General features: G+C 70.1%; 16 protein-coding genes and 1 tRNA gene. 12 read left to right on the top strand and 5 right to left on the bottom strand.

Features of this window, described 5'->3' with window-relative positions; all coding sequences use genetic code 11:
- The first annotated feature begins 73 nt into the window (after positions 1-73).
- The 5 genes from ACFWRO_RS05210 (at position 74) to ACFWRO_RS05190 (ending at position 7,113) form a co-directional block, all read left to right on the top strand.
- The gene (locus ACFWRO_RS05210; protein WP_384504445.1) at positions 74-1,678 is read left to right on the top strand and encodes a GMC oxidoreductase; all 1,605 of its coding nucleotides are present in this window, start codon (positions 74-76) and stop codon (positions 1,676-1,678) included.
- Positions 1,679-1,888: 210 nt separating this feature from the next.
- Positions 1,889-2,683, top strand: coding sequence for an SDR family oxidoreductase (locus ACFWRO_RS05205; protein WP_384504520.1), 795 nt, complete (start codon positions 1,889-1,891; stop codon positions 2,681-2,683).
- Positions 2,684-2,750: 67 nt separating this feature from the next.
- Complete coding sequence (locus tag ACFWRO_RS05200) at positions 2,751-4,229, top strand: cytochrome ubiquinol oxidase subunit I (RefSeq protein ID WP_384504443.1); 1,479 nt, start codon at positions 2,751-2,753, stop codon at positions 4,227-4,229.
- Positions 4,226-5,281, top strand: coding sequence for a cytochrome d ubiquinol oxidase subunit II (locus tag ACFWRO_RS05195; RefSeq protein WP_384504441.1), 1,056 nt, complete (start codon positions 4,226-4,228; stop codon positions 5,279-5,281). The genes ACFWRO_RS05200 and ACFWRO_RS05195 overlap by 4 nt, the downstream gene beginning before the upstream one ends.
- A 59-nt stretch (positions 5,282-5,340) precedes the next feature.
- The gene (locus ACFWRO_RS05190) at positions 5,341-7,113 is read left to right on the top strand and encodes a cation:proton antiporter (RefSeq protein ID WP_384504439.1); all 1,773 of its coding nucleotides are present in this window, start codon (positions 5,341-5,343) and stop codon (positions 7,111-7,113) included.
- Between the two features lie 27 nt (positions 7,114-7,140).
- Here the strand turns inward: ACFWRO_RS05190 and ACFWRO_RS05185 are convergent, their stop codons facing one another.
- The gene (locus tag ACFWRO_RS05185; RefSeq protein WP_384504437.1) at positions 7,141-8,988 is read right to left on the bottom strand and encodes a glycoside hydrolase family 15 protein; all 1,848 of its coding nucleotides are present in this window, start codon (positions 8,986-8,988) and stop codon (positions 7,141-7,143) included.
- Positions 8,989-9,259: 271 nt separating this feature from the next.
- Between ACFWRO_RS05185 and ACFWRO_RS05180 the strand changes: the two genes are divergently transcribed.
- The 4 genes from ACFWRO_RS05180 (at position 9,260) to ACFWRO_RS05165 (ending at position 12,678) form a co-directional block, all read left to right on the top strand.
- Positions 9,260-10,540, top strand: coding sequence for a DUF2254 domain-containing protein (locus ACFWRO_RS05180; RefSeq protein ID WP_384504435.1), 1,281 nt, complete (start codon positions 9,260-9,262; stop codon positions 10,538-10,540).
- Positions 10,541-10,590: 50 nt separating this feature from the next.
- Entirely contained in the window at positions 10,591-11,415 is an 825-nt protein-coding gene (locus tag ACFWRO_RS05175; protein ID WP_384504433.1) for a hypothetical protein, read from the top strand.
- An 86-nt stretch (positions 11,416-11,501) separates the two neighbouring features.
- Positions 11,502-12,353 (top strand): universal stress protein, encoded by an 852-nt coding sequence (locus ACFWRO_RS05170; RefSeq protein WP_384504431.1) that lies wholly within the window; start codon positions 11,502-11,504, stop codon positions 12,351-12,353.
- Positions 12,301-12,678, top strand: coding sequence for a site-specific integrase (locus tag ACFWRO_RS05165; protein WP_384504429.1), 378 nt, complete (start codon positions 12,301-12,303; stop codon positions 12,676-12,678). The genes ACFWRO_RS05170 and ACFWRO_RS05165 overlap by 53 nt, the downstream gene beginning before the upstream one ends.
- Before the next feature lie 99 nt (positions 12,679-12,777).
- Here the strand turns inward: ACFWRO_RS05165 and ACFWRO_RS05160 are convergent.
- Positions 12,778-12,851 (bottom strand) — tRNA-Pro (locus tag ACFWRO_RS05160).
- 137 nt (positions 12,852-12,988) lie between these two features.
- On the opposite strand from ACFWRO_RS05160, the gene ACFWRO_RS05155 reads away from it, so the two are divergent.
- Positions 12,989-13,459, top strand: coding sequence for a DUF309 domain-containing protein (locus ACFWRO_RS05155; RefSeq protein WP_384504427.1), 471 nt, complete (start codon positions 12,989-12,991; stop codon positions 13,457-13,459).
- 6 nt (positions 13,460-13,465) lie between these two features.
- Here ACFWRO_RS05155 and ACFWRO_RS05150 read toward each other — a convergent pair whose 3' ends face one another.
- The 3 genes from ACFWRO_RS05150 to ACFWRO_RS05140 form a co-directional block, all read right to left on the bottom strand.
- Positions 13,466-14,701: a cytochrome P450 gene (locus ACFWRO_RS05150; protein WP_384504425.1), complete on the bottom strand. Its 1,236-nt coding sequence runs from the start codon at positions 14,699-14,701 to the stop codon at positions 13,466-13,468.
- An 89-nt stretch (positions 14,702-14,790) separates the two neighbouring features.
- A complete protein-coding gene (locus ACFWRO_RS05145) occupies positions 14,791-15,168 on the bottom strand; it encodes a DUF488 domain-containing protein (RefSeq protein WP_384504423.1) in 378 nt (125 codons plus the stop codon).
- Between the two features lie 29 nt (positions 15,169-15,197).
- Positions 15,198-15,815, bottom strand: coding sequence for a TetR/AcrR family transcriptional regulator (locus ACFWRO_RS05140; RefSeq protein WP_384504421.1), 618 nt, complete (start codon positions 15,813-15,815; stop codon positions 15,198-15,200).
- Between the two features lie 159 nt (positions 15,816-15,974).
- Between ACFWRO_RS05140 and ACFWRO_RS05135 the strand changes: the two genes are divergently transcribed.
- Together ACFWRO_RS05135 and ACFWRO_RS05130 are read left to right on the top strand one after the other, a co-directional pair.
- Positions 15,975-16,901, top strand: coding sequence for a phosphatase PAP2 family protein (locus tag ACFWRO_RS05135; RefSeq protein WP_384504419.1), 927 nt, complete (start codon positions 15,975-15,977; stop codon positions 16,899-16,901).
- The gene (locus ACFWRO_RS05130) at positions 16,898-17,893 is read left to right on the top strand and encodes a DMT family transporter (RefSeq protein ID WP_384504417.1); all 996 of its coding nucleotides are present in this window, start codon (positions 16,898-16,900) and stop codon (positions 17,891-17,893) included. The genes ACFWRO_RS05135 and ACFWRO_RS05130 overlap by 4 nt, the downstream gene beginning before the upstream one ends.
- The last annotated feature ends 45 nt before the right edge of the window (positions 17,894-17,938 follow it).

Here is a 17,938-nt window from a genome sequence, read left to right as displayed (position 1 = left end):
ATACGTTCAAGCGGGTGAGACCTCCCGGCCCCCGCACAGCGGGGGGACAGGACCTGATCTTCGGATCAGGGCCATGATCACAAGGACGGTGGTCGTCGTGGGCGACGCCCCTCACTACGACGTCATCATCATCGGTACCGGCGCCGGCGGGGGCACTCTCGCCCACCGGCTCGCCCCGTCCGGCAAACGCGTCCTCCTCGTCGAGCGTGGCGACTACCTGCCGCGCGAGCGGGACAACTGGGACTCGACGGCCGTGTTCGTGAAGGGCAAGTACCGGGCACCGGAGTTCTGGCTGGACAAGAACGGCAGCGAGTTCCCGCCCGAGGTCAACTACTACGTCGGCGGGAACACCAAGTTCTACGGCGCCGCCCTCTTCCGGCTGCGGCCCGAGGACTTCGGTGAGCTCCGGCACCACGGTGGCCTCTCCCCCGCCTGGCCGATCCGGTACGAGGATCTGGAGCCGTACTACACGCAGGCCGAGCACCTCTACCTGGTGCACGGACGGCACGGCGAGGACCCGACCGAGGGCCCTGTGAGCGCTCCGTACGCCCATCCGCCCGTGGAGCACGAGCCGCGCATCCAGCAGTTGAGCGACGACCTCGAGAAGCGTGGCCTGCACCCCTTCCACCTGCCGATCGGTGTCGATCTCAGCCAGGAGAACGGCGGGCGGGCCACCCACTCCAGCGTCTGCATCCGATGCAATCGGGTGGACGGCTTCCCGTGTCTGGTGCGTGGCAAGTCCGACGCCGAGGTGATCTGTGTCGAGCCTGCCCTGGAGCACTCCAACGTCGACATGGTCACGCAGACTCAGGTGGTGCGGCTGGAGACCGATGCGCGGGGACGCAGTGTCAGCGCGGTCGTCGGCCGGCTCCCCGACGGCTCGGAGGTCCGGTTCACGGCCGACGTGGTGGTCGTCTCCTGCGGCGCGGTCAACTCCGCGGCGCTGCTGCTGGCCTCGGCGAACGAGCACCATCCCCGCGGTCTCGCGAACAGCTCCGACGTGGTCGGCCGGAACTACATGCGGCACAACAACCTGGCTCTGATGGCGGTGTCGAAGGAGCCCAACGACACCCAGTTCCAGAAGACGCTGGCGCTGCACGACTGGTACCTCGGCGCGGACGACTGGGAGTTCCCGCTGGGCGGCATCCAGATGCTCGGCAAGTCCGACGCCGAGCAGATCCACGGCGAGGCCCCGCGATGGGCCGGCACGGTCACGCCGGACATGCCCTTCGAGGTGCTCGCGCATCATGCCGTCGACTTCTGGCTGTGCGGGGAGGACCTGCCGCTCGCCGACAACCGGGTCACCCTCGACGGCGACGGCCGCATCCGTCTCGCTCTCGACGAGAAGAACAACATCGAGGGCCTGAAGCGGCTGAGGCACAAGCTGCAGGGCATGCTCGGCGACCTGGGCATGCACGAGCACCACCTGCTGTCGCACAGCATCTATCTGCACAAGGGCATGCCGATCGGCGCGACGGCGCACCAGGCGGGCACCGTGCGCTTCGGGACCGATCCCGCCGCCTCCGCGCTGGACGTCCACTGCAAAGCCCACGACCTCGACAACCTCTACGTGGTCGACACGAGCTTCTTCCCGAGCATCGGCGCGGTCAACCCGTCCTTGACGGCGATGGCCAATGCCCTACGGGTCGGCGACCACCTCCTGGAGCGGCTGGGCTGAGGCCGAGGTCCGGCCCCGCTGGCCCGATCGGACGAAGATGCTCGGCCCAACGGCCCAACGGCGCTGCTCGGGGAACGCGGACGGCCGCAGCCGGTGATTGCGTGGCCCCCGTGTCCGCCCGGCCGAAGCCGGGTGGAGCGCGTCCGGGCGAGGAGGCAGGGCATCGTGGAATCCACTGGGGGAGCACCGCAGGGTGTGATCCCCACACGTCTGTTGCAGGGCCAGAAGGCGCTGGTCACCGGCGCCAATTCGGGCATCGGCAAGGCCACGGCCATCGGCTTGGGCCGAGCCGGCGCCGACGTGGTCGTGAACTACGTGGCGGGCCGAGAGGCCGCCGAGGAAGTGGTCGAGGAGATCGCTTCGTTCGGGGTGCGTGCGGCGGCCTACGAGGCGGACGTGTCCCAGGAGGACCAGGTCACGGCCATGATGGACCGGATGGTCGAGGAGTTCGGGACCATCGACGTGCTCGTCGCCAACGCGGGGTTGCAGAGGGACGCCCGGCTCACCGACATGACCCTCGGCCAGTGGCAGAAGGTGATCGACGTCAATCTCACCGGTCAGTTCCTGTGCGCACGGGAAGCGGCCAAGGAGTTCCGGCGTCGCGGCGTGGTCCCCGAGGTGTCCTCCTCCGCCGGGAAGATCATCTGCATGAGTTCGGTGCACCAGATCATCCCCTGGGCCGGACACGTCAACTACGCCTCCTCCAAGGGAGGTGTGCAGATGATGATGCAGACCCTGGCCCAGGAGCTCGCACCGGAGAAGATCCGGGTGAACGCGGTCGCCCCCGGGGCGATCAGGACGCCGATCAACCGCGACGCCTGGGAGACGCCCGAGGCCCGTGAGGACCTCCTGAGGCTCATCCCGTACCACCGGATCGGTGACCCCGAGGACATCGCCCACGCCGTCGTCGCACTCTCCTCCGACCTCATGGACTACGTGGTGGGAACCACCCTGTACGTCGACGGCGGGATGACCCTCTTCCCGGGCTTCGCCACCGGCGGCTGACCCTCTCCCGGGTTTCGCCACCGGCGGCTGACCCTCTCCCGGACCGTGACGAACAGCGAAGGCGTGCATGTCCACCTCGTTCCACCTGCTGGCGGACGCCCCGGCCCAACTTCTGCCCGCCCGAGAGCTCATGGCCTTCACCCTGGCGTCCCACATCATCCTGGTGCCCCTGGGCGTGGCCTTCCCCTTCATCACCCTGGTGATGCACTACCGCGGGCTGCGCCGCAAGGACGAGACGGCGCTGCTTCTGGCGCGGCGCTGGTCGGCCGTCATGGCCGTGCAGTTCGCGCTCGGCATCGTCACCGGCACGGTGCTCTCCTTCGAGTTCGGCCTGCTCTGGCCGGGGCTGATGGGCAGGTGGGGTGATGTATTCGGCATCGGATTCGGCGTCGAAGCCTGGGCGTTCTTCCTGGAGGCCGTGCTCATCGCCATCTATCTGTACGGATGGCGGCGGCTGAAGCCCCGTACGCACTTCCTGCTCGGGCTGCCCCTCCCGGCCACAGCGCTCCTCGGCGCGTTCGGCATTCTGGCCGCCAACTCATGGATGAACACACCACAGGGCTTCTCCCTGGACTCCGAGGGCAACCCGGTCGACGTGAACGTCTGGAAGGCCATCTTCACCCCGATGTTCGGGCCGCAGTACTGGCACTTCGTCGTAGCGATGATCATCACCGCGGGGTTCGTGGTGTCGGGCGTCTACGCCGTGGGCTGGCTGCGCGGCCGCCGGGACCACTACCACCGGCTCGGTTTCGCCGTTCCGTTCACCATCGCCGCGGTGGCCACTCCGGTGCAGTTCGTCCTGGGCGACTCCATCGCCCGGTCGGTGTTCCACAAGCAGCCGGTGAAGTTCGCCGCGCTGGAGATCGTCTGGGAGACCGACACCCGGGTGCCGGAGTACCTCTTCGGACGCCTGCAGGAGGACGGGACCGTCAAGGGCGGCATCAAGATCCCCCTGCTCGACTCCATCCTGGCCGGATTCAGTCCGGACACCAAGGTCGTGGGGCTGACCTCCGTCCCTGCGGACCAGCGGCCCACGGCCACTCAGGCGACCATCGCCCACTGGGCCTTCGACCTCATGGTCGTGATCGGCTCCGTACTGGTCCTGCTCGCGCTCTGGTACGGGCTGGTCTGGCTGCGGCACCGCCGCCTGCCCGCCTCGAAGTGGTTCTACCGCTCCGCGGCCTGTGCGGGCGTGGCTTCCGTCGTGGCCGTCGAGTGCGGCTGGATCGCCACCGAGGTGGGACGCCAGCCCTGGATCGTCTACCAGAACATGCGCGTCGCCGAGGCCGTGACCTCGACCCGCTCCACCACCCTGTGGATCATGCTCGGGGTGGTGATCGTCGTGTACGTCTTCCTCTTCGGCTCGTTCCTCGTCATCCTGCTCAAGATGCGCACGCGCTGGCGGCTCGCCGACGAGCGACGGGCCGCGGGAGGTGCGGTCCACGCGCCGGAGGCGGACACCCCCTACGGGCCGCGGGAGCCAATCCCAGCGGGCGACGCCCCTACCGGCGGCGGAGCCGCCCGGTCAGAGGACGGCCGCCCATGACCGCCGACCTCATCGCCGTGGTGCTGCTCCTCGCCGTGGCTGCGTACGCCTGCGGGGGCGGCACGGACTACGGGGCCGGCTTCTGGGATCTGACCGCCGGGGGCACGGAACGCGGCAAGCGGCCCCGATGGCTCATCGACCATGCCATGGCTCCCGTCTGGGAGGTCAACAACGTCTGGCTGATCTTCGTCCTCGTCATCATGTGGACCGGCTTCCCCGTCCTCTTCCAGACCCTGTTCTCCGCGATGTGGCTCCCGCTGGCGCTGGCCGCCATGGGCCTCGTCCTGCGCGGCGCCGGCTTCGCGTTCCGCAAGCCCACCCAGCGGCTCGCCGGTCGACGGTTGTACGGTGCCGTGTTCGCCGTGGCCTCGGTCGTCACGCCGTTCTTCCTCGGGGCCGCCGTCGGCGGAGTCGCGTCGGGGCGGGCGGCACGCGGCACCGAGGCTTCGGCGGACGCCTGGGCCAACCCCACCTCCGTGATGTTCGGGCTGGTCGCCATCGCAACCACGGCCCTCCTGGGCTCGGTGTTCCTCACCGGGGACGCCCGTCGGTTCGACGCTCCCGATCTGGTCGGCTACTTCCGGCTGCGGGCGCTGAGTGCTCTCGCCGTCCTCACCGTCCTGGCCGTGATCACCGGATTCGTCACCCACGAGGACTCGCCCCATGTGTGGCACGGGCTCACCCACGGCCTGGGGCTGCTCTTCGTCGTCCTTGCCGGCGTGGCCGCACTCGCGACGGCCTGGCTGCTCCTGCGGACGCCGAACGCGTGGGTGCGCGTCACGGCGGTCGGCGTCGTCGCCTCCGCCGTCATCGCCTGGGGCATGGCCCAGCGCCCCTACCTCATCCCCACCTCACTGACCGTGGCCGACGCCGCGGGCGCACCCGCCACGCTGACGTGGCTGGCGATCGTCACCCTGGTGGCCCTGGTCCTCGTCATGCCGGCCGTCATCCTCCTCTACTGGCTGGACACCCACGGCGAGCTGGAAGAGCTCACCGACGCCGAACTGCGCGGGGGAAGCAGCCCTGAAGGTGACGCCGCGTCCGGCCACTGAGCTCCCGTACCCGCGCGGGACACCCACCTCAGGCCCGGACTCCGACGGAGGAAGCCACTGTGACCGACGACGAGATCCTTCTCGGACTCGCCCTGACGCTGGTGCTCGCCACCGGCTCGCAGATCCTGGCGAGCAAGCTGCGCGTCCCGGCCCTGATCATCCTGCTGCCGGTCGGCTTCGCCGCCGGCGCGATCACGGACGTCATCCATCCGGACAGGCTGATGGGGCCGACCTTCTCCGCCCTCGTCTCGCTGGCCGTCGCGGTGATCCTCTACGACGCGGGTCTGGGGCTCGACCTGCGCAAGCTCAAGGGCCACACCCGCGGCATCGTGGGACGACTCCTGGTGTACGGCGTGCTGCTGACGGTCCTGGTCACGGCGTTGGTGTCACCCGCGATGTTCGACGTGCCCCTCCGCGTGGCCTCGATGCTCGGCGTGATCCTCGTCGTCTCGGGCCCCACCGTCGTGGGTCCGCTGCTCGACTTCGTGCGGCCGACCGACAAGGTGCGACGCATCCTGATCTGGGAGGGAACGCTGACCGACCCGATCGGCGGCATCCTCGGCGCGCTCACCTTCCACGCCATCGCCACGACGCACCAGGTCGACATCGGCCGGGGATACCAGCTGGGCCAGTTCGCCATCAGCATGGCCGTAGGGCTGGTCGGCGGGGCCGTGGGAACCGCCCTGCTGTGGTTCGCACTGCGCACCCTGAGACTCGGCGAGACCCTGGGGACGTTGTCTCAACTGGCCGCGGTGATCGCCGTGTCGGCGGGCTGCGACATCGTGCGGGACGACACGGGGCTCATCGCCGCGATCGTCACGGGACTGGCCGTCGCCAACATCCGCGGCTTCGACATGCCCGCTCGGCGCCCCTTCCTCGAGACCCTCGTCCAGCTGATCATCGGTCTGCTGTTCGTCTCCATCTCCTCCACCGTCACCCCGGCATCCCTGGTACCGGTCCTTCTTCCCTCGCTCGCCCTCATCGCGATCCTCGTCCTGGTGGTGCGGCCGCTCGTGGCTTACCTCTCGACGACGCACTCGGGTCTGACACGAGGCGAGCGGGCCTTCATCGGATGGATGGACCCGCGCGGCATCGTCGCGGCCGCCACGGCATCGGCCTTCGCCTCCAACCTGGTCGACCGGGGAGTCAACGGGGCCGGGAGGATCCTTCCCGTCACCTTTCTGGTGATCGTGGGAACCGTCCTGCTCTACTCGCTCACAGCGGCGCCCATGGCCCGACGGCTGGGCGTCGTCAGAGAGGCGGGCACGCGCATTCTTCTGGTGGGCGGGGAGCCGTGGGTGGTCGACCTGGGACGGGCTCTGCGGTCCGCGGGACTGGACGTGCTGATGTGGGCGGGACTCGACGAGCAGCGCGAACGCATCAAGGAGACGGGGATCGACCTGGCCACAGGCGACCTGCTGGCCACTGCCATCAACCCCGGGGCGCGGCTGGAGGGAGTGACGGCCGTGTTCCTGGCCACCGACGACGACGACTTCAACGCGCTCGCCTCGGTCGTGATGCAGGACAACGTCGAGGGGCCCGTCTTCCGGGTGGGGCCGCCGCACGACAGCCACGGCGTGGTCGCTCCCTACACCGGCGGCGACATCCTCTTCGGCCGTTCCCTCGTCCGTCACGTCCTTGCGGAGCGTTACGAGCGGGGCGCCCGGTTCGTGGTGCAGCCCGCTTCCGCCCCGCTGCCGCCGGAGCACGAGACTCTCTTCGTGGTGCGGGCCGACCACCGGTTGGACCCGGTCACCGAGAGGCAGGAGGCCGTCCCCCAGGAGGGTGACACCGTCGTTCTCCTCGGTTCCGTCCCGACAGCTGCCGGATAGTGCACGTTGCCCACGCGCTCCGTGCGACTACTTTCCACCCCTGCGTATTTCCTCGAGCATCCTGTCCAGGGTGATCGCCGCGTCGATGAGCGCCAGGTGCGTGAAAGCCTGCGGAAAATTGCCCAACTGCCGCCCCGTCAGACCGATCTCCTCCGAGTACAGGCCCAGGTGGTTGGCGTAGCTGAGCATCTTCTCCAGCACCAGCCTGGCATGATCGGTGCGTCCGGCCCGGGCGAGGGCGTCGACGTACATGAACGTGCAGAGGGAGAACGTTCCTTCGGAGCCGCGCAGTCCGTCGGGTGACGCCTCGGGGTTGTAGCGGTAGACCAGGCTGTCGCTGACCAGCTCTCGCCCCATCGCCTCCAAGGTGGACTGCCACATCGGATCGTCCGGCGTGATGAACCCGACCGTCGGCATCCGCAGCAACGACGAGTCGAGGACATCGTCGTCGTAGTGCTGAACGAATGCCCGCTTACCAGGATCCCATCCCCGGCTGAGCACCTGCGCGTAGATCTCGTCGCGCCCTTCCACCCAGCGGCCACCGGCCGCGGGACGGCCGTCGTCGTAGGCGATCCGCAGGGCACGGTCGAACGCCACCCAGGACATCACACGGCCGTACGTGAAATCCTTCCGGCCGCCACGGGTCTCCCACAGCCCCTCATCGGGCTGATCCCAGTGATCGACCAGCCAGTCGAGCAGAGTGTGCAGCCCCCGCCAGCCCCCGGTGTCGAGATGCATGCCGTGCTGGTGCGCGAAGTAGATGCTGTCGAGCGCCTCACCGTAGATGTCCAGTTGCAGCTGGCCCGCCGCTCCGTTGCCGATGCGGACCGGGGCGGAGCCGCAGTACCCCTCCCAATGCTCCAGGGTCTCCTCGACCAGGTCGGAGGAGCCGTCGACGCGATACATGATGTTCAGCGGCCCGGTGCCGTCTCCTTCGCCGGCCTTCTCCTTGACGCGGTCGTGAAGCCAGTTGATGAACGCCCTCGCCTCTTCCCTGAAACCCAGGCCCAGCAAGGCGTACACCGAGAACGAGGCGTCACGGATCCAGGTGAACCGGTAGTCCCAGTTGCGCTCGCCGCCCAACTGCTCGGGCAGACCCGTCGTGGGTGCGGCCACCAGGGCGCCGGTGGGCGCGTAGGTCATGAGCTTCAGCGCCACCGCCGAGCGTTCCACCGCCTCCCGCCAACGGCCCGAGTAGGTGGACTGGCCCAGCCACGAGCGCCAGAAACCGACCGTCTCGTCGAAGAGCCGCTCGAACTCGGACACCCGGACCTCGTGCGGCGGCCCGCCGGGGGACGACTCCATGATCATGCCGCGCTGCTGCCCCGCCTGCAGGGTCAGGCTGAAACGGAGGTCCCCGTCACCGGACAGGCTGTTCAGCAGCCGGTCGTCCTGCGGCTCCCGGACGGCGTGGACCGCGAGGTCCATGTCCTCCGAGGTGAACATGGCCCCGTGCTCCGAGATGTGCAGCTCGTGGGGCTTGCGGCCGTAATCGAAGCGCGGAGCGATCTCCCCCTCGAACGTCATACTGCCGCGGACACAGCGCAGCATGCGGACCAGACGGTGCCGATCCGTCACCGTCGTGCCGGTCACGGGCATGAAGTCGACCACCTCACCCGCCCCGGCCTCGGTCATGAAGCGCGTCACCAGCACAGCCGTGTCCGGGTGGTAGAGCTGCTTGGTGGTGTACGTGTCCGCGGCCGGCCTGACGGTGACGTGTCCGCCCTTCCGCCGGTCGAGGAGAGCACCGAAGACGCTGGGCGAATCGAAGCGCGGACAGCAGAACCAGTCGATCGTCGCATCGGTGGTCACGAGAGCCGCGGTCTGCAAATCACCGATCAGACCGTGGTTCTCGATCAGGGGGTAGTCCTCCATCGTGAGCCCCTTTCGGCCCCAGTAGACCCGGTCGACCACGCTCGGACAGCGTTACACGGGGGACAAGGCGAACCGGGCGCCACTCGGTCAGCTTAGGCCGACGGTGTCGGTCCGTCCTGACGAGGACGTCGCACGGGGTGGCGGCGGGAGCGCTGCCGCTGCACCGGTCCCGGAATCGCTCTACCGTGTGAGAGCGGCGGTCCCGTCGAGGGTGCCCGCCGTCTCGTGTGCCTCATGAGCATCGGAGTCCTCCGGGTGAAGGGGGCGTGACGTGGGTGTCCTGACGTCCTGGGCGGCCAGATTCAGGTTGCGGCAATATGTCAAGGCAAGCCTGTGGATCGTGCCGATGTTCGGTCTCGTCGTTGGCGCCCTGCTTGCTGAGCTCGCCCTCGCGTCCGACGGCGCGGACTGGCCACCGAGCGGTTGGCACTACTCCGCGACGACGGCGAGCGGCGTGCTCACCGCCATCGTCGGGGCGATGGTGGCCTTGCTCGGATTCGTCGTGACCATCGGCGTACTCGTCGTGCAGCAGGCGACAGGAACCCTCTCCCCCCGCTATATGCGCCTGTGGTACCGGGACCGGCTACAGAAAGCGGTGCTGGCGACCTTCACCGGGACGTTCGCGTTCGCGTTCTCCTTGCTGCGCAGCATCGAAGCCGATTCCGTCCCCGACCTCGGGGTCACTCTGGCCGGCCTGGCGGTGGCCGTCAGCCTCGTGCTCCTGCTCATTTACCTCAACAAGTTCACCCACAATCTCAGACCGGTGGCCATCGCCGAGGTGGTCTCACGTATCGGGGAGGCCGTTTTCACGAGCGGGACCGCCGCGATCCGGAGCTCCGCGCCGCACGGTGACGGAACGGTGCCGTCCGGCGGTCGGGTGATGCGCATTCGTACCGGCCGGCGTGGAGCCATCCAGGCAGTCAACGCGGCCGGGTTGGTCTCGGAGGCGGAGCGCCACGACTGCGTCTTTGTCGTGACCCGGCTGATCGGCGACTTCGTACCGCCCGGCACCGTCCTCGTCGAGGTCCACGGGGGAACGTCGAAACCGGACCCGGACCGGGTGACCAGTCTCTTCGCCCTCGGCGCCGAGCGCACCATCGAACAGGACCCCGCCTTCGCCCTGAGGATCCTCGTCGATGTCGCCATCAGGGCCCTCTCGCCGGCGGTGAACGACCCTACGACCGCAGTGCAGGTGGTCAACTACATCGAGTCGTTCCTGCACACGGTCGGCGGAACGCCCCTCCCCGGTCGTCACGTGCTGGCCGATCGCCACGGGCACGCCCGACTCGTGCTGCCGGGGCGCGACTGGGAGAACTACCTCCAGCTCGCCGTCTGCGAGATCCGCGACTACGGAAGCTCGTCCGTGCAGATCTGCCGACGGCTCCGCGCCATGCTCGACGGCCTGCTCCACGCCCTCCCGCCGCCGCAGCACACCGCTGTGAGAGCAGAGCTGAGGCTGCTGCAGGATTCGGTCGAGCGGGAGTTCGCCGACCCCGCCCGCCGGGCCATCGCTCAACAGGCAGACCATCAAGGCATCGGCGGGCAGTATTAGCTCCCCCGCGGCCTGCCCTCAGACCGCCGGACGCGGAGAGCCTCGCAGCGGTGGAATTCCTCGTCGTCCCCTACGGCCGCACGGATGCCTCCGTACCCATCCTTGCGAGCGCGCCGCGGCTGAGAGTAGTCCAGTCCCTCTCAGCCGGCGTCGACGACCTCGTAAACCTCGTTCCCGCCGGTGTCACGCTCTGCAACGCCAGGGGCGTTCATGACACCAGCACCGCCGAACTGGCCGTGTCGCTCGCTCTCGCGTCGCTCCGGGGCACCCCCGACTTCGTGCCACATGACCAGCAACCACTCTCCCGAGCCAGCCGAGCACCCAGATCCGCACGAGACATTCGGCGAATCCCGTTGGCCGATGGCCGCGGCCGTCCTGGCTGCGATGGTGCTGACCGTGCTGCTCCCCGACGGCCTGCGCATGGCGCCTCGCTGGGTTTCCCGGTCGTCGAGGGGCTGCTCCTGCCGGCGCTGCTCGCGGGCGATCCCCGCCGGATCGACCGACGTACCGCCTCCCTGCGTGCGGTCTCCATCACCCTGGTCGGAGCCCTTGCACTCAGTGCTGTCTGGTCGACGGTCCACTTGGTCGACGACCTCGTTCACGGCGGCCGGGAGACCGACTCCGCCTCGCGCCTGCTGCAGACTGGCGGCACGGTGTGGGTGTGCACCGTGCCGGCCTTCTCTCCGCTGTACTACGAGCTCGACAGCGGCGGGGCCGCCGCCCGCGCCCACCACATGCCTCCCACCCCGGCACTCGTCTTTTCCCCTCCCGCTGTCGACGCCATACGCGCCGCCGTCTCAGTGTCGTCCGCCAGATGGGGCACTTCGGTAGCGCCACCAAACGCGGTGCACCCCAGCGATTCAGCGACTCGGTAGCTTCGTGACCAGGTATCTCGGGCGTGGGTGCCCATGGGGCCCATGTGATGGCCCGTTGACGACAGCCCCGAAGCGAGGAGAGCGGCATGTCACGACCTGTCACCGTGGGAGTGGATGGCTCCGAGGGAAGTCTGGCGGCATTGGACTGGGCCGCCGACGAGGCGGCGCTGCGCGGCACCGACCTGCGGCTGGTGTATGCCACGCGGTGGGCGCAGCACCAGTTGGGGGCCATGAAGGTGTCGCACGAGGATCGCTCCGGCGAGGCGGAAGGGGTACTCGCTGCGACCGAGCAACGTGTCCGGGACCGGCAGCCAGACCTCGCGATGACCGCCGATGAAATCGAGGATGCCCCCAACAGTGTGCTGTTGGCCGCCGCGGCGGAGGCGGATTTGCTGGTCGTTGGCTCTCATGGGCTTGGTAGTGTCCGCGGTTTCATTGTCGGTTCTGTGGGCCAGGAGGTCGTCGCGGACGCGAAGCGCCCAGTGGTTCTCGTGCGTCCTGGAAATGGGAAGAGCGGGTCCGGAGCCACCGATGAGAGGGGCAACCGGAAAGTGGTCCTCGGTCTCGACGTATCCGAAGTGAAGGACGAGCTCCTGGAGTTCGCATTCGACTTCGCCGGACGGCATGGCGTGCTGTTGGAGATCGTGCACACGTGGCACTCCCCCTTCACTCAACGCCACAAAGCGGCCGAGGACGCCGACATGGCGTCGGCGCTCTCACACGCGGTGCACCCATTCCGAGACAGGTTCCCGGCAGTGGACGTGTCCGAAGTATCCGCTCCGGGGCGGGCAGCCGAGCACCTCGTCGAAGCCGCACAGGGCGCGGGTCTCGTGGTCGTCGGCCGGCGCAGGGCGGCCAAGGGCTCCCACATCGGTTCGGTCACTCATGCCCTCATTCACCACGCCTCCTGCCCCGTGGCCGTCGTACCTCACAGCTGACGGACCAGGCCCGGGCATTCGGCAAGACATCCGCACCTCTGACCCAGCGGAGGCGTACGAGCACCTTCGCCGCCACGACCTCCGGCACACCGGACTCACCTGGTTCGCCGATGCCGGGGTCCAGGTGCACGTCCTGCGCAAGATCGCCGGCCATGGCTCGCTGACCACCCCCCAGCGGTACCTGCACCCCGATGTCCACAAGATCACCGCCGCGGGCGCCGCGCTCTCGGCACATCTCAGCGTCTTCGGCGCCTCGCCTCGGGCCGACGGCGGTCTGCTCCGCGCACCCCGGTCCCTGCCGAGTCCGATCGTGGTCGCCCGCTGACGCGGTCAAGGCGAGTTGGTCCCCAAGTGGTCCCCAAGAACGAGTCAGGGGCCGTTTCAGATTGCTCTGAAACGGCCCCTGATCTGCGACTCTTTCGAGTCGGGACGACAGGATTTGAACCTGCGACCCCTTGACCCCCAGTCAAGTGCGCTACCAAGCTGCGCCACGTCCCGGTGCCCGTGCCTCCGGGTTTTCCCCGGTGGCGGCGTGCAAGAGAACATTACCTCACTCCGTGCGACGTCGGGACGCACCCCCGGGGACGTGGTGGGAGGCATTCGCGCAGGCCGGGTGGGGCGGGGAGAATGGGGGTGTGGACAGGACGTCGAGGGACCGGGATGGCGAGGGGCGGGCGCGGAGTGGGCGGCCGCGGGATGGGTTGGGGCGGCCGTTGCCGTACGGGGTCGAGGGGGTGCCTCGGCAGCCTGAGGGGGTTGTGCGGGCGCCCGGTGAGACCGTGCGGGAGGCGCAGCGGCTGCTCGACGCGGGGATGCCGTTCCACGCGCACGAGGTCTTCGAGGACGCCTGGAAGAGCGGACCCGCCGGGGAACGGGATCTGTGGCAGGGGCTCGCCCAGCTGTCCGTAGGGCTCACGCATGCCGCCCGGGGCAACGCCGATGGCGGCGCGCGGCTGCTGCTGCGCGGGGCCGCGCGGATCTCCGGGCAGGGCGACCCGTACGGGATCGATGTCGGCGGACTCGTCCGCTGGGCACGCGCGTTGGCGGAGCGGGCGGGCGAGGTGACGGACGCCGCCGCCGAGGCGCCGCGCCTGCTGCGCCCCTGACGGCGGTCACCAGGTGAGGGGCAGTTCCAGGGGCGAGCGGTGGATCAGGGTCGGCCGCATCACGACCTCCCGGTCCTCGGCGAGCCGCAGGTCGGGGAAGCGGTGGGTGAACAACTCCAGGGTGACGCGGAGTTGAGTGCGTGCCAGCTGGGAGCCTGGGCAGCCGTGGGTGCCGTGGCCGAAGCCTAGGTGGCGGGTGGGTGTCGCGGGCCTGGTGATGTCGAAGGTGTCGGCGTCCCGGTGGCGTGCCTCGTCGCGGTTGGCGGAGCCGTAGGCGACGAAGACGGTGGCGCCTGGGGGTAGTTCGGTGCCCGCGAGGACAACGGGCTTGGTCGTCGTGCGGCGGAAGCCCTGTACGGCGGTGTCGTAGCGGATCGCTTCCTCCACCGCCCCGGGTATGAGGTCGGGCCGGGAGCGGAGCAGCTCCCACTGGTCGCGGTGGCGCAGGAGGTGGAGCAGGGTCGTGCCGATCAGCGCGGTGGTGGTGAGGTGGCCGGCTATGAGGAAGTTCTGGAGGTTGGCGACCAGTTCGGCGCGTTCGTCGAGGGTGAGCTCGCCACTCCTGTCCGGGGCCACGGAGGCGACCATCATCGAGCAGAGGTCTTCGCGCGGATCGGTGTGCCTGGCGCGGGCGTAACGGTCCAGGAGGTGGTGGAGGGCCACCACGTCCTCGGCTGCGGCGAGTTGCTCCTCCTCCGTCATGGGGCGGAAGAGGAGTTGCTCCGCGCGGTGGCTCCCGTACAGGGCCGTCGGCACGTCCTCGGGTGCCAAGCCGATGAGCCGGCCGATGACGGCTCCGGGTAGCCGGCCCGCGTAGGAGGCCATGAGTTCGGTGTGGCCGTCGGCGGCGAAGCCGTCGACGAGGGCGGTCGCGACCTCGGTGGCGTACGGCGCGAGGGCCGCGATCCGCGCGGCGGAGAGGCCCCGGTTGATCGGGGCCCGGTGGCGCCGGTGGGCGGCGCCGTCGGTGGAGACGACGGTCGACCGCGCGGCGAACCCGCGGGCGAGGACGCCGAACGCGGCGGGCGAGGGCATGACGTCGGGCCGCAGGGAGCCTGAGGAGGAGAAGTCCTCGGGCCGCAGCAGCACCTCGCGGACGTCGGCGTCGCGGGCGACCAGCCAGGCGTCGAGTTCGGGGACGAAGGTCAGACCGTCGGTCCGTCGCGCACGGCTGTAGAGGGGGTACGGGTCGCGCTGTAACGCGTCGAGCAGCTCGTGGGGTGCGTACGTCGTCGGGTCCACGCGGCGCCTCCAGTACGGGAAGGAGCGGAACGCGGGCGCCTGCCGGGTGCCCGCCCTCCCCCATCGTGACCGGCGACGCGTGCGCCTGGCTACGGCCCCGTGGCGGTCAGCGCGCGCTCCAGGACGGACGTGTGGCTGACGGACGGGTCCTTGGCGGCGGTGAGGAGGGTGACGCGGCCGCGCGCGGCGAGGGTGCGCAGCCCTTCGAGGGCCTCGGCGGCGGCGGGTTCGGCGAGCTCGGCCTCGTACCGTCGGCAGAACTCCTCGTAGGCGCCTTCCACCGCTCCGTGGTACCAGCGGCGCAGTTCGGTGGAGGGGGTGAGGGCCTTGGGCCATTCGTCGATGTGGGCGTCGGCCTTGGCCAGGCCGCGCGGCCAGAGGCGGTCTACGAGGACCCGGACGCCGTCCTCGGGGGACGGGGCTTCGTAGATCCGGCGGACGCGTACATCAGGGGCGGCGGAAGGCATGGGTCCAGGGTGCCGGACCTGCCGGGCGCTCACACCTCGGCGGTCCACCCCGCCGGCATGAGCGCGGGCAGCAGGACGGAGTCGACGAAGACGCGCATGGTCGAGGCGTCCGCGAACCGTTCCTCGAAGAGCCGCTCGATGCGGAGCATGCCGAGGAAGCAGGGGGCGACGAAGCCGATGGCCGGGTTCTCCCCGTCGATCTCGCCGCGCTCGACGGCCCGGCGGAGGATCGCGTCGATCGCCGCGACCTCGGGGCTGATGACGGTCTCGCGGAGGGCCTCGCGCAGATCGGGGTACTGGACGTAGGCCTGGCTGACGGCCTCCATCAGCTCGGCGTCGTGGTCGCGGCGGGTCGCGGCGAGGTGGGCGGCCTCGCGGAGGTCGCCTGCGAGGGTGCCGGTGTCGATGCCGGCGAAGAACGTGCAGCGCTGCTTGGCGAGGGCAGAGGTGACGAGCTTCGGCTTGGTCCCCCACTGACGGTAGAGCGTCGCCTTGCCGCACTTGGTGCGGGCCGCGACTCCCTCCATGGTCACCGCGTCGTAGCCGCCCTCGCGGAGCAGGCAGAGCACGGCCTCGTACAGCTCGGTCTCCCGCTCGGGGGTGATCTTGCTGCGGCGGGCGGCGGCGGTCGCGGCCTGCGTGGACATGGCTTCCTCCCGGACAGCTCTCTGCACATACGAGAGTAGGGGGTGCACAATCGAGACGCAAACGTATCGAGACGGTTGCGTCTCGATCAATTCGGATCTAGGCTTCCTCCGTTTGCTGACGAATTGACGGATTGACGCACGATGCGAGGGGGCCGCGCCATGGCTGCCGGGATACGCGGGACTCGGGGGACACTTCCCGCCGAACCGGAGCCGGGTCCGAATCTGGATCCGGAAGGACCGAAGGCCGGTCCGGAAGGACCGAAGGCCCGTCCGGGGAGACCACAGCCCCGCCCGGAGGGATCCGAGCCGGCCGCTCCCCCTCGACCGCCCCTGCTGCGTGAGCTGCTGCTCGTCACCGCGCTCTTCCTCGTCTACAAGTTCGGCCGGCTCTTCGCCAACGGCCACGAACTGCGCGCCTTTGCCAACGCCGACCGGATCTGGGACGTCGAGCGGGCGTTCCATCTGCCCGGCGAGGGGGCGGTCCAGGCGCTCCTCATGCACGGCGACGGCGACGCGCTCGTCCGGGCCGCCAACACCTACTACGCGGCCGTGCACTTCCCGGCCACGGTCGCCTTCCTCGCCTGGCTCTACTGGCGCCGCCCCGCCCACTACCTCTGGTCCCGCCGGATCCTCGCGCTGCTCACCGCCGCCGCGCTCGCGCTGCATCTGCTGATGCCGCTGGCGCCGCCCCGGATGCTGGCGGCGACGGGGCTCGTCGACACCGCGCGGGTGTACGGGCCGTCGGTCTACGGCGCGACGCCCGAGACGGACTCGATGGCGAACCAGTTCGCCGCGATGCCCTCGCTCCACTTCGGCTGGGCGCTGATGGTCGCGATCGGCCTGATCGTGGCGGGGCGCGGGCGGCTGCGATGGCTGTGGCTGCTGCATCCCGCGCTGACCCTGCTGGTCATCGTCGGCACGGCCAACCACTACTGGTTCGACGCGCTCGCGGCGGCGGCCCTGCTCGGGCTCGCCCTCGCGGCCGTACGGCCGCCTGGCGAGGCTCCCACCAGCACCACGGGCACCACCGGCCCCCGCACCGTGCCGCGCGCCAGGGCGCCCCGCCCGGCGGAGGCGCTGCGATGAACGGCCTCGACGGCACGGTGTTCGCCGTACTGCTCTCCCTGGTCTCCGCCGCCGGGTACGCCCTCGCCGCGGTCGCCCAGTCCCGGCTCGCCTCGGCCTCCACCGGCGGCCGTGGCGCGCTCCGCGCGCTGCTCGCGCGCAGCCAGTGGTGGTGGGCGGTCGGCCTCAACGCGGCGGGCGCGCTCGCCCACGTGGTCGCGCTCCACTACGGCCCGCTGACGCTCGTTCAGCCGCTGGGCGCGCTCACGCTCGTGGCAGCCCTGCCCCTGGGCGCGTACTGCGCGCGGCGCCGGGTGACCCGCGCGGAGTGGCGCGGCGCGCTCCTGACCCTGGCCGGGCTCGTCGCCCTCGTCTCGGTCACAGGGCCGGCGGCCCCCGGCGAAGCACTGACCCTGCGCGAGGCCCTGATCGTCGCGGCCGTGACCGCCCTCCTGATCGCGACCCTGGCTTCGGGGAGCCGGTACGGAGCACTGCGGGGCGGGCGGCGGCGCGGGCGGGGGCTCGGGCACGCCACGGCTTCCGGGGTCGCCTCCGGGGTGGGTTCCGCCCTGACGCAGACGCTCACCGCCGCGCTCGCGCGGGAGTTGCCGGGCGGGGCGCCGGTCTGGTGGCAGACCGCCCTCATCGCCGTGCTGATCTCCGGCTTCGCCGTGGGCGGGCTGCTGCTCTCGCAGGCCGCCTACCGCGGCGGGCTCGCCGCCCCGCTCGCCGTCGTGAACCTCTCCAACCCGGCCGCCGCCGCCGTCATCGGTGTGGCGCTGCTCGGCGAGACGTTCCGCGCGGGCGCGTGGGGCTGGCTGGTCGCGGCCGCCGCCTCGCTGGTGGCGGCGCGGGGTGTGGTGCTCCTGACGACCGGAGCGGGGGCGGCGCCCGTACCGGCTCAGGCTCCGCCCCCGTCGCCGTCACCGGTCGTGGCCTCGGGTCAGCCGCTGCCCGCTCCCCTCGTCGACGAGACCGCCGCGGCTCCCGCCACCCCCGCCATCGTCGCCTGACGGCACGTACTGGATAGCTGAACTATCCTCTAAGGGGAGGATAGA

Origin of the sequence: Streptomyces sp. NPDC058579 (assembly GCF_042718575.1) — a bacterium.
Classification (GTDB): domain Bacteria; phylum Actinomycetota; class Actinomycetes; order Streptomycetales; family Streptomycetaceae; genus Streptomyces.
This window is presented reverse-complemented; position numbering and strand designations above follow the sequence as displayed.